This window comes from Stenotrophomonas sp. YJH_SMC_40 (assembly GCF_059368615.1).
Genome location: NZ_JCAFRX010000021.1, coordinates 1 through 11,501, shown reverse-complemented (window position 1 = coordinate 11,501; position 11,501 = coordinate 1). Strand labels below are relative to the sequence as shown.

The following is an 11,501-nucleotide window of genomic DNA, read 5'->3' as shown; positions in this document are numbered from 1 at the left end:
GTGGCGACGGGCAATGGCTTTGACCGATGTGGAGGTCTTGCAGGCCTCTTTGGCGACCTGCAGTTTGAAACGTGCGTCATATCTGTTCATGTATCCCTCGGGGGTTGGATCTGACGTCCAACTCCCGGGGGTCACTTCACCTTGGGGGCTTGGCCGCGGCATCCATGCCGCGGACACCCCCGCAACCGGACCCACCCCGCCTTCGACAGCTTTTCGCGGCTGTTGGTGGGTGTCGACCTTGGTCGACACATCCATGCAATGCGTGGATGAACATGGAGTAGATCCACGCCACGCGTGGATGCGTGGATGCGTGGACCAAGGTCCACACCCATCAAGGTGGCGCTACGCCGAGGCGTAACGCACGGCGGTGCCGATCCAGCGCTGCACCACACGATCGGCCAGCGCGGGTTGCTGGTCCAGCAGGCGCTCGGCCAGGTCATGCACGCCGGGCAGCAGGCCGGCGTCGCGGGCCAGGTCGGCGATGCGGAAACCGGCCAGGCCGGTCTGGCGGGTGCCCAGCAATTCACCGGGACCACGCAATTCCAGATCCTTTTCGGCGATGACGAAACCATCGTTGGTTTCGCGCATGGTCTGCAGGCGCTCGCGTGCCATCTGCGAGAGCGGTGCCTGGTACAGCAGCACGCAGCGCGATACCGCCGAACCACGGCCGACGCGGCCGCGCAGCTGGTGCAGCTGGGCCAGGCCCAGGCGCTCGGCGTTCTCGATCACCATCAGCGAGGCGTTCGGCACATCCACGCCCACTTCAATTACCGTGGTCGCCACCAGCAGGTCGATGTCGCCGGCCTTGAACGCCACCATCGTCGCCAGCTTTTCGGCGGCTTTCAGGCGGCCATGCACCAGCCCCACGCGCACGCCCGGCAACAGCGCCTGCAGCGATTCGTAGGTGGCCTGCGCCGGGGTGGCATCCAGTTCTTCGCTTTCCTCGATGAGGGTGCACACCCAGTACACCTGCCGCCCTTCCTGGCAGGCCAGTGCGATGCGCTCGATCAGCTCGGGACGACGATCGTTGTTGAGCGCGACGGTCTGCACCGGGGTACGGCCCGGCGGCAGTTCGTCGATGGCCGACACATCCAGGTCCGCGTATTCGGACATCGCCAGCGTGCGCGGAATCGGCGTGGCGGTCATCACCAGCTGGTGTGGCACGCTGTTGCCGCCTGCGCCCTTGTCGCGCAGCGCCAAGCGCTGGTGCACGCCGAAGCGGTGCTGCTCGTCGACGATGGCGAGCGCCAGATCCTGGAATACCACCGCCTCCTGCATCAGCGCGTGGGTACCAACCACCACCTGCGCTTCGCCGCTGGCGACCTGCTCCATCACCTTGGCGCGCGCCTTGCCGGTGACTTTGCCGGCCAGCCAGGCGATGCGCACACCGAGCGGTTCCAGCCAGCCGCGCAGGTTGTTGAGATGTTGTTCGGCCAGCAGCTCGGTGGGCGCAGCCAATGCAACCTGCTTGCCCTGCTCCACCGCCAGCATCGCCGCCAGCGCGGCGACCACGGTCTTGCCGGAGCCCACATCGCCCTGCACCAGCCGCAGCATCGGGCTGGGCCGCGCGAGGTCTTCGCGGATCTGCTTGAACACGCGCGCCTGCGCGCCGGTCAGGGCGAACGGCAGCTGCTTCAGCAGCGCCTTGGCCAGTTTGCCGGGGCCGGCCAGCGGCGGCGCATGGTGCGCCTGCAACGCGATGCGCTGGCGACGCAGGCTGAGGTGGTGGGCCAGCAGCTCTTCCATCGCCAGGCGGCGCTGCGCCGGGTGGGTGCCGGCGGCCAGCGCGGCCAGATCGGCATCTGGTGGCGGCCGGTGCACGGTCAGCAGCGCGCTGCGCAGTGACGGCAGGCCGAGGCCATCGAGCCAGCCGCTGGGCAGCAGTTCCAGCGCGCTTTCCTCGGGCAGGCGGTCCAGCGCCTGGCCGATCAGCTTGCGCATGGTCATCGGACCGACGCCTTCGACAGTGGGATACACCGGGTCGAGGCGGTCGCCGAGTTCGGGATCGTCGTTGCGGCCCAGCACCTGGTAGCTGGGGTGGACGATTTCCAGGCCGAGCTGGCCCGGTTTGGGCGTGCCGAAGCAGCGCAGCCGATTGCCGACCGCGAACTGGCCGACCTGCTGCTGGCGGAAGTGGAAGAAGCGCAGCACCAAAGTGCCCCGCCCTTCGTCTTCCACCGCCACTTTCAGCATCGGCCGGTAGCGCATGCCGCGCTCGACCGCGACCACCCGCCCTTCCACCTGCGCCGGTACGCCGTTGCGCAGGTCTTCGATGCGGGTCAGCCGGGTCCGGTCTTCATAGCGCAGCGGCAGATGAAGCCAGAGATCCTGCAGGGTGGCCAGGCCACGCGCCTGCAGTTTGGCGGCCACGGCCGGACCGACGCCCGCGAGCATCGCCAGGGATGCTTCGCCGGACGGTGACAGGACCGGGGTGACCGCCGCCTTGCGTGCCACGTGGCGGTCAGTCGATGACCATCACCGCGTCGACCTCGAAGTTGGCGCCCTTCGGCAGGCCGGAGACTTCGATGGTGGAACGGGCCGGGTACGGGGCCTGGAAGTAGTCCTGCATGACCGCGTTGACCTTGGCGAACTCGCCCAGATCGGTCAGGTACAGGCCCAGACGCACGACCTTGTCCAGCGAGCCACCAGCGGCTTCGGCCACGGCCTTGAGGTTGTCGAAGGCGCGGCGGGCCTGTGCTTCGACGTCACCCGCGCCGACGATGTCGCCGGTGGCCGGGTCGAGCGGGATCTGGCCGGAGAAATACACGGTGTTGCCGGCGCGCACGGCCTGCGAGTACGGGCCGATGGCGGCGGGGGCCTTTTCGGTGTTGATGATCTGGCGGGACATGGGTCGCTCCGGTGCTTGGGGGAAAACAGAGCGGTGATTGTACCGGGTGGGCGCGGCATCGGCTGGGGGTCGGATCCGTTTCCCGGCGGGAAACGGATCCGACCCCGTACGTCGTGTGCGCGGAACGTCATCCACGCATGGCGTGGACCTACTGGCGGCGTACCGACTGCACGACCGACAGGCGGCGCAGGCGGCGCATCACTTCGGCCAGGTGGTTGCGGTCGCGTACCTGGATGTTGAACGCCAGCACGGCGGCGTTGAAGTCGCGGTCCAGGTAGTCCACGCGCTCGATGTTGGAATGGCTCTGGGCGATGGCAGCGGCCAGCTGCGCCAGCACGCCGGTGCCGTTCTCTACTTCCACCACCAGCGAAGTGTCGTAGTCGCCGGAGACGGTGGTGTCCCAGCCGATCGGCACCCAGCGCTCGGGCGACTTGCGCAGCTCGGCCAGGTTCGGGCAGTCCATGCGGTGCACCACGATGCCCTTGCCGGCGGTGTGGTAGCCCATGATCTCGTCGCCGGGAATCGGCTGGCAGCAGCCGGCGAACGTGACCACGCCGCGCTCGCTGCCGTTGATCAGGATCTTTTCCTGCGAATGGTGGCGCGAATGCGGGCCGCCACGCAGTTCGGCGTAGGCCATCAGCGCCTGCGCGGCCTGGGTCGGCATCCAGTTGCCCAGCGCCACCTCGGCCAGCAGCGCCTCCAGGCGCGGGAAACGGTGCTCGGTCAGGAACGCATCCAGGCGCCCCTTCGGCAGCCGTTCCAGCGACGAATCCATCGCCTCCAGCGCACGGTCGAGCATGCGGTGGCCCAGCTGCACGGCATCTTCGTGTTCCAGCTGCTTGAGCTGGTGGCGGATGGCAGTGCGCGCCTTGCTGGTAACCACGAATTCCAGCCACTGCGGTTTCGGCGTGGCCGAGCGTGCGGTGATGATCTCCACCGACTGCCCCGACACCAGCTTGGTGCGCAGTGGCACCAGTTTCTTGTCAACGCGCGAGGCCACCGCCATGTTGCCGACATCGGTATGCACGGCGTAGGCGAAATCGAGCGCGGTGGAATTGCGCGGCAGGGCCAGGATCTTGCCCTTCGGCGTGAACAGATAGACCTCGTCCGGGAACAGGTCGACCTTGACGTTGTCGAGGAACTCCAGCGAGGAGCCGGCAGCGCGCTGCGAGTCGATCAGCTCGACGATCCAGGCGTGGGCACGGCTCTGCGCGCTGTTGGGCGAATCGCCACCAAACTTGTAGGTCCAGTGCGCGGCCACGCCGCGCTCGGCGATCAGGTCCATTTCCTCGGTACGGATCTGCACTTCGATCGGCGAGCCGTACGGCCCGAACAGCACGGTGTGCAGCGACTGGTAGCCGTTGGCCTTGGGAATGGCGATGAAATCGCGGAAGCGGCCATCCAGCGGTTTGAAGGTGGCATGCACCGAACCCAGCGCGTGGTAACAGCTGGGCACGCTGCGCACGACCAGGCGGAAGCCGAACACGTCCATCACCTGGTCGAAGGATTTATTCTCGTCGCGCATCTTGTTGTAGATGCTCCACGGGGTCTTGATGCGGCTGATCAGCCGATGCTCGATCCCCTCCTTGGCCAGGCGCTGCGACAGCTGCACTTCCACCTGCGCCATCGCCTCGCGGCGCACCACCGGCTGGCTGCGGATGTGTTTTTCAATGATGGCGTGGCGCCACGGGTAGAGCGCCTTGAAGCCGAGGTTCTGCAGCTCGCTCTTGACCAGGCTCATGCCCAGGCGCTGGGCGATGGGCGCGTAGATCTCCAGCGTCTCGCGGGCGATGCGGCCGCGCGCTTCGCGGCTCTGCGCGCCCAGCGTGCGCATGTTGTGCAGGCGGTCGGCCAGCTTGATCATGATCACGCGCAGGTCGCGCGACATCGCCAGCAGCATCTTGCGGAAGCTCTCGGCGGCCGCTTCCTGGCGGTCGCGGAACTTCAGCTTGTCCAGCTTGGTGACGCCGTCGACCAGTTCGGCCACGGCTTCGCCGAACTCGGCAGCCAGCGCCTCGCGGGTGAGCGGGGTGTCTTCGATGGTGTCGTGCAGGATCGCGGCGATCAGCGCTTCCACGTCCAGGCCGAGCTCGGCCAGCACCTGGGCCACGGCCACCGGATGGGTGATATAGGGCTCGCCCGACTTGCGCGTCTGCCCAGCGTGCGCGGAGGCACCGACTTCCCAGGCACGGCGCAGCAGCGGCAGCTGTTCCGGCGGCAGGTAATGGGCGGCGCGTTCAAGCTGGAGGACGTAGTCGGGTACGGCGGCAGCGGGGGCTGCGGCGACCTTGGCAGTGGGGCCTGGGTTCATGCCCGAAGCCTATTCCAGCGCGACGTTTACGGCAAATCCTGAATGCGAAACAGCCCGCACGGGGCGGGCTGTTCGGCGATCCAGCAATGACGTTGATCGATGCGATCAATCGTCGTTCTTGGACATGTCTTCGTCGGCGACCACTTCGGCGGCAGCCCACTCCAGCGCTTCGCGCTCGGCGCGCTCACGCTCGGCCTTCTCGACTTCGTCGATCAGCGCGTTGTCGATCTTGCGGGCGGCGATTTCGCGCAGCGCCAGCACGGTCGGCTTGTCCTCGGTCTCGCTGTTGTCCAGCGTGGCCTGCACGCCGTTGGCGAGCTGGCGGGCACGCTTGGAAGCCATCATGACCAGTTCGAAACGGTTGTTAACGACTTCCAGGCAATCTTCTACGGTGATGCGGGCCATACGGGCTCCCGGCGACCGGTCGGCCGCTCAGTCGAATGAGGGAAAGGGGACGGAGTGTACTGGCAGGGGCTGGACAAAATCAAGCCAACCCCCACCCGATTCTTTTGGAATCAGTCAGTTGCACCCGGATCTGGGGTCAGCAGGGCCTGGATCAGGCCGGCGTGGCGGACCTTCTGGGCCTCCCGGCGCAGGCGGCTGGCGGTGAAGATGGCGCACAGCTCGTCCACGGCGGTGTCGAACACCTCGTTGACGATGACGTAGTCGAACTCGTTGAAGTGCAGCATTTCATCGCGTGCCGCGCCCAGGCGCTGGGCGATGACCGCCTCGCTGTCCTGGCCGCGCTTGCGCATGCGGTCCTGCAGGGCCTGCTTGGACGGCGGCAGGATGAACACGGTGACCGTGCCCGGCACCAGCTGGCGCACCTGCTGCGCACCCTGCCAGTCGATTTCCAGCAGCACGTCCTGGCCGGCGGCCAGCTGCGGCTCCACCGACTGCCGGGCGGTGCCCTTCCAGTCGCCGTGCACCCAGGCATGCTCGAAGAAGTCGCCGGCGGCGATCATTTCCTCGAACCTCTCCGCAGAGACGAAATGGTAGTGCTGGCCGTTCACTTCACCCGGGCGCATCGCGCGCGAGGTGAAGGAGATCGACAGGGCGATCTGCGGGTCACGCGCCAGGGTGGCATTGACGATGCTGCTCTTGCCGGCACCGGACGGGGCGGCAACGATGTACAGCGTGCCGCGCGCAACGGCGTCCGACGGCTTCGACGCGGCGCTCATGCGGGGGATCCAACGGGTTGATTTCGCAAAATTTTTCCTCGGTGTTCCAGATCCGGCGCGGAGGATCGCGCCAGGACGGCGGGGGCTGCGCGGAACATCCTGGAACCAGGCCCGGCAGACGCTTTCCCCGGGGGGCGGGCACGCAACTTTACCAGAGCGGCCCCGTCGCGCGCCCGTCTGGCGGGCGCCGGGCCTTGTGCCACATGGGCGTACGGGGGCCTGTGCTATAACCGGGCCGTACCCAACGACAGCCCGGAGGCCTGCGCCTCCCCGCCATCCCAGGAGAACGGCATGCCATCGATGAGCCGCCGCCAGTTCCTGAAAGTGACCGGGACAACCCTGGTCGGCTCCAGCCTGGCATTGATGGGCTTCGCGCCCGGCATCGCGCTCGCGGAGGTCAGGCAGTACAAGCTGACCCGCGCGACCGAGACCCGCAACACCTGTACCTACTGTTCGGTGGCCTGCGGCATCCTGATGTACAGCCTCGGCGATGGTGCCAAGAACGCCGAGCCGAGCATCTTCCATATCGAAGGCGACCCGGACCATCCGGTGAACCGCGGCACGCTGTGCCCGAAGGGCGCCGGCCTGGCCGACATCATCCACAGCAAGTCGCGCCTGCTCTACCCCGAGTACCGCGCGCCGGGCTCGAACGAGTGGAAGCGGCTGAGCTGGGACGATGCGCTGGACCGCATCGCGCGGCTGATGAAGGAAGACCGCGATGCCAACTTCGTGCAGAAGAACGAGGCCGGGCAGACGGTCAACCGCTGGCTGACCACCGGCATGCTGGCGGCCTCGGCCACCAGCAATGAAACCGCGGTGCTGACCCACAAGGTCGTGCGCTCCCTTGGCATGTTGGCATTCGACAACCAGGCACGTGTCTGACACGGCCCGACGGTGGCAGGTCTTGCCCCGACGCTAGGCCGTGGTGCGATGACGAATCACTGGGTCGACATCAAGAATGCCGACCTGATCCTGATCATGGGTGGCAATGCCGCCGAGGCGCACCCGTGCGGGTTCAAATGGGTGACCGAGGCCAAGGCACACAACAAGGCACGCCTGATCGTGGTCGATCCGCGATTCAACCGCTCGGCCGCGGTGGCCGACGTGTACGCGCCGATCCGCACCGGTACCGACATCGTGTTCCTGGGGGGCCTGATCAACTACCTGCTGACCGAGGACCGCATCCAGCACGAGTACGTGCTGAACTACACCGACATGTCGTTCCTGGTGAAGGACGAGTTCGCCTTCAAGGACGGCCTGTATTCGGGCTACAACGAAGAGAAGCGCAGCTACGACCGCTCCAGCTGGGACTACGCCTACGGTGATGATGGCTTCGTGCGCAGCGACCCGACGCTGAAGGACCCGCGCTGCGTCTACAACCTGCTCAAGCAGCACTATGCGCGCTACACGGTGGAGATGGTCGAACGCATCTGCGGCACGCCGGCCGACAGCATCCGCCAGATCTGGGACATGATCGCGTCCACCGCCGGCAAGGACAAGGCGATGACCATCCTGTACGCGCTGGGCTGGACGCAGCACTCGATCGGCGCGCAGAACGTGCGTGCCGGCACCATGGTGCAGCTGCTGCTGGGCAACATCGGCGTGGCCGGTGGCGGCATGAACGCCTTGCGCGGGCATTCCAACATCCAGGGCCTGACCGACATCGGCCTGATGTCCGACCTGCTGCCCGGCTACCTGACCCTGCCGAAACAGGACGAGCAGGACTACGAGGCCTACATCGCCAAGCGCACGCAGAAGCCGCTGCGCGCCAACCAGATGTCGTTCTGGCAGAACTACCCGAAGTTCCACGTCAGCCTGATGAAATCGTGGTGGGGTGACGCCGCCACCGCCGACAACAACTGGTGTTTCGATTACCTGCCCAAGCTCGACAAGCCGTACGACATGCTGCAGGCGTACGAGCTGATGAACGAAGGCAAGATCCACGGCTACATCTGTCAGGGCTTCAATCCGCTGGCCTCGGCGCCGAACAAGGGCAAGCTGATCAGCGCGTTCTCCAAGCTGAAGTTCATGGTCAGCATGGACCCGCTGGAAACCGAGACCATCGCCTTCTGGCAGAACCACGGTGCGTTGAACGACGTCGACCCGAGCACGATCCAGACCGAAGTATTCCGCCTGCCGACCACCTCCTTCGCCGAGGAGAACGGCGCGGTGGTGAATTCCTCGCGCTGGCTGCAGTGGCACTGGAAGGGTGCCAACCCACCAGGAGAAGCACGCAGCGACATCGAGATCATGTCCGAGCTGTTCCATCGCATCAAAGCGATGTACGAGAAGGACGGCGGTGCGTGGTGGGAGCCGGTGCGCGACCTGGCCTGGAACTACGCCAACCCTGAGGTACCCACGCCCGAAGAACTGGCGATGGAATACAACGGCAAGGCGCTGGCCGACGTGTTCGATCCGAAGGACCCAACCAAGCTGGTGCGCAAGGCCGGCGAGCAGCTGGCCGCATTCGGCGACCTGCGCGACGACGGCAGCACCGCCTCCGGCTGCTGGATCTACATCGGTGCCTGGGGCCCGACCGGCAACATGATGGCGCGGCGTGACAACAGCGACCCCACCGGCATCGGCAACACGCTGGGCTGGGCCTGGGCGTGGCCGGCCAATCGTCGCGTGATGTACAACCGCGCCTCGTGCGACGTCGCCGGAAAGCCATTTGATCCGCGGCGCACGCTGCTGGCGTGGAACGGGAAAAACTGGGGCAGCGTGGACGTGCCCGACTTCAAGGCCGACGAAGATCCCGCCGGCGGAATGGGCCCGTTCATCATGAACCCGGAGGGCATCGCCCGCTTCTTCGCCAAGGCCGGCATGGCCGAAGGCCCGTTCCCGGAGCACTACGAACCGTTCGATACACCGCTGCGCAGCAACCCGCTCAGCCCCGGCCAGGCACTGACGCTGAACAACCCGGCCGCCCGCGTATTCGCCAGCGATCGCGCACAGATCGGTTCGCCGGACGAGTTCCCGCATGTGGCCACCACCTACCGCCTGACCGAGCATTTCCACTTCTGGACCAAGCACGGCAAGTTGAACGCCATCATCCAGCCCGAGCAGTTCGTCGAGATCGGCGCGGCGTTGGCCGACGAGCTGGGTATCAACAACGGCAGCCGCGTGCGGGTCAGTTCCAAGCGCGGCCACATCGAAGCGGTCGCCATGGTGACCAAGCGCATCAAGGCCCTGCAGATCGATGGCCGGACCGTGCACCAGGTGGGCGTGCCGATCCACTGGGGCTTCCTCGGTGCGGCCAAGCCCGGATACATCGCCAATACGCTGACCAACGCCATCGGTGACGGCAACTCGCAGACGCCCGAATCGAAGTGCATCCTGGTCAAGGTCGAGAAGGTGTAGGAGACACGCCATGTCACTGCAATCCCTGGACATCATCCGCCGCTCGGCCACCACCACGCCCTCGCCGGAGGCGCGTGGTGCGCACACCGGCCAGGTCGCCAAGCTGATCGATGTGAGCAAGTGCATCGGCTGCAAGGCCTGCCAGGTCGCCTGCATGGAGTGGAATGACCTGCGCGACGAAGTGGGCAGCTGCGTTGGCAGCTATGACAACCCGCCCGACCTGAGCGAACAGTCGTGGACGGTGATGAAGTTCCGCGAGTACGAGGACGAGAAGGGCAAGCTGGAGTGGCTGATCCGCAAGGAAGGCTGCATGCACTGCAGCGATCCGGGCTGCCTGAAGGCCTGCCCGTCGCCCGGTGCCATCATCCAGTACGCCAACGGCATCGTCGACTTCCAGGAAGAGAACTGCATCGGCTGCGGCTACTGCGTGACCGGTTGTCCGTTCGACGTGCCGCGCATCTCCAAGAAGGACCACAAGGCCTACAAGTGCACGCTGTGTTCGGACCGGGTGGCGGTGGGCCAGGAACCGGCCTGCGTGAAGACCTGCCCGACCGGCGCGATTACCTTCGGCAGCAAGCAGGCGATGACCGAGCATGCGGCCGGACGCGTGGAAGACCTGAAATCGCGCGGCTACGAGAATGCCGGCCTGTACGATCCGCAGGGCGTCGGCGGCACCCACGTGATGTACGTGCTGCAGCACGTGGACAAGCCGGAGCTGTATGCCGACCTGCCCAAGGATCCGCGCATCAGCCCGATGGTGGAGGTGTGGAAGGGCGTGGCCAAGCCGCTGGGCGTGCTGGCGATCGCCGCCACCGCCTTCGCCGGCTTCCTGCATTACATCGGCATCGGCCGCAACACGGTCAATGACGAGGAAGAAGAGGAAGCCGAGCACGAGGCGAAGAAGATCGAAGAGGAGCAGCGGCCATGAAGTACGCCCCGCACCCGCGCCAGATCATCCGCTACCCCGCACCGACCCGCATCAACCACTGGATCGTGGCGATCTGCTTCGTGCTGACCGCGCTGTCCGGGCTGGCGCTGTTCCACCCTGCCCTGTTCCCGTTGACCCAGCTGTTCGGTGGCGGCCCCTGGACGCGCATCCTGCATCCGTTCATCGGGCTGGCCATGGTGGTGGGCTTTGCGCTGCTGGCGTTCCGCATGTGGCGCGACAATCTGCCGACCGCCGACGATCGCGCATGGATGCGCGGCATGCGCGATGTACTGCGCAACGAGGATGAGAAGCTGCCGCCGGTGGGCCGTTTCAATGCCGGCCAGAAACTGCTGTTCTGGGCCATCATCGGCTGCCTGTCGGCGCTGCTGCTGACCGGCTTCGTGATCTGGCGGCAGTACTTCAGCCACTTCTTCCCGATCGGGGTGATCCGCTTCTCGGTGCTGGCCCATGCGCTGTTCGGCTGGGTGCTGGTGTGCGCGATCGTGGTGCACATCTATGCGGCGATCTGGATCAAGGGCTCGGTGCGGGCGATGACCCAGGGCAAGGTGACCTATGGGTGGGCGTACAAGCACCACCGGCAGTGGTTCAGGGACATCCTGCGCGGGCGGCGGGAAGAGGGGTAGCGGCAGGGCCTGCGGCCCTGCACCCGCAGAGGCAAGGTCAACGTCAAAAGCTGGCTATACGTGGGTTGGCGGGGCACTGTGGATTTGCGGGGACGCCGTGAACCCGTCCCTGAAGTGACCCCCGAGACTTGGACGGGGTCAGGCGGCCGATTGGGCCCGCTCCCGGTACTCTACCGGGCTCAGACCTTTCAGTTTCAGTTTGATGCGCTCCTGGTTGTAGTACTGGATG

At 66.2% G+C, this 11,501-nt stretch carries 9 protein-coding genes; 3 read left to right on the top strand and 6 right to left on the bottom strand.

What is annotated here, in order from left to right; all coding sequences use genetic code 11:
* Positions 1 to 342: 342 nt before the first annotated feature.
* The 5 genes from recG to gmk form a co-directional block, all read right to left on the bottom strand.
* Positions 343 to 2,454 (bottom strand): ATP-dependent DNA helicase RecG, encoded by a 2,112-nt coding sequence (gene recG, locus AC5P6X_RS21525; protein WP_005410874.1) that lies wholly within the window; start codon positions 2,452 to 2,454, stop codon positions 343 to 345.
* A 7-nt stretch (positions 2,455 to 2,461) separates the two neighbouring features.
* Entirely contained in the window at positions 2,462 to 2,848 is a 387-nt protein-coding gene (locus AC5P6X_RS21520) for a RidA family protein (protein ID WP_005410875.1), read from the bottom strand.
* 148 nt (positions 2,849 to 2,996) lie between these two features.
* Positions 2,997 to 5,159 carry a RelA/SpoT family protein gene (locus AC5P6X_RS21515; protein ID WP_049432610.1) on the bottom strand — a complete coding sequence of 721 codons (2,163 nt, stop codon included), beginning with the start codon at positions 5,157 to 5,159 and terminating at the stop codon, positions 2,997 to 2,999.
* A gap of 105 nt (positions 5,160 to 5,264) precedes the next feature.
* Entirely contained in the window at positions 5,265 to 5,564 is a 300-nt protein-coding gene (gene rpoZ, locus AC5P6X_RS21510) for a DNA-directed RNA polymerase subunit omega (protein ID WP_005410877.1), read from the bottom strand.
* A 110-nt stretch (positions 5,565 to 5,674) separates the two neighbouring features.
* Positions 5,675 to 6,340 (bottom strand): guanylate kinase, encoded by a 666-nt coding sequence (gmk, locus tag AC5P6X_RS21505; RefSeq protein ID WP_005414359.1) that lies wholly within the window; start codon positions 6,338 to 6,340, stop codon positions 5,675 to 5,677.
* Between the two features lie 291 nt (positions 6,341 to 6,631).
* On the opposite strand from gmk, the gene fdnG reads away from it, so the two are divergent.
* The 3 genes from fdnG to AC5P6X_RS21490 are packed head-to-tail and all read left to right on the top strand — an operon-like array spanning position 6,632 to position 11,272.
* Entirely contained in the window at positions 6,632 to 9,700 is a 3,069-nt protein-coding gene (gene fdnG, locus AC5P6X_RS21500) for a formate dehydrogenase-N subunit alpha (protein WP_138464127.1), read from the top strand.
* Positions 9,701 to 9,710: 10 nt separating this feature from the next.
* Positions 9,711 to 10,628, top strand: coding sequence for a formate dehydrogenase subunit beta (gene fdxH / locus AC5P6X_RS21495; protein WP_012481154.1), 918 nt, complete (start codon positions 9,711 to 9,713; stop codon positions 10,626 to 10,628).
* Positions 10,625 to 11,272 carry a formate dehydrogenase subunit gamma gene (locus tag AC5P6X_RS21490; RefSeq protein WP_099604705.1) on the top strand — a complete coding sequence of 216 codons (648 nt, stop codon included), beginning with the start codon at positions 10,625 to 10,627 and terminating at the stop codon, positions 11,270 to 11,272. Before fdxH ends, AC5P6X_RS21490 begins: the two co-directional genes overlap by 4 nt.
* A 138-nt stretch (positions 11,273 to 11,410) precedes the next feature.
* Here the strand turns inward: AC5P6X_RS21490 and AC5P6X_RS21485 are convergent.
* A partial coding sequence (locus tag AC5P6X_RS21485; protein ID WP_495215579.1) for an IS3 family transposase occupies positions 11,411 to 11,501 on the bottom strand: 91 nt, incomplete at its 5' end.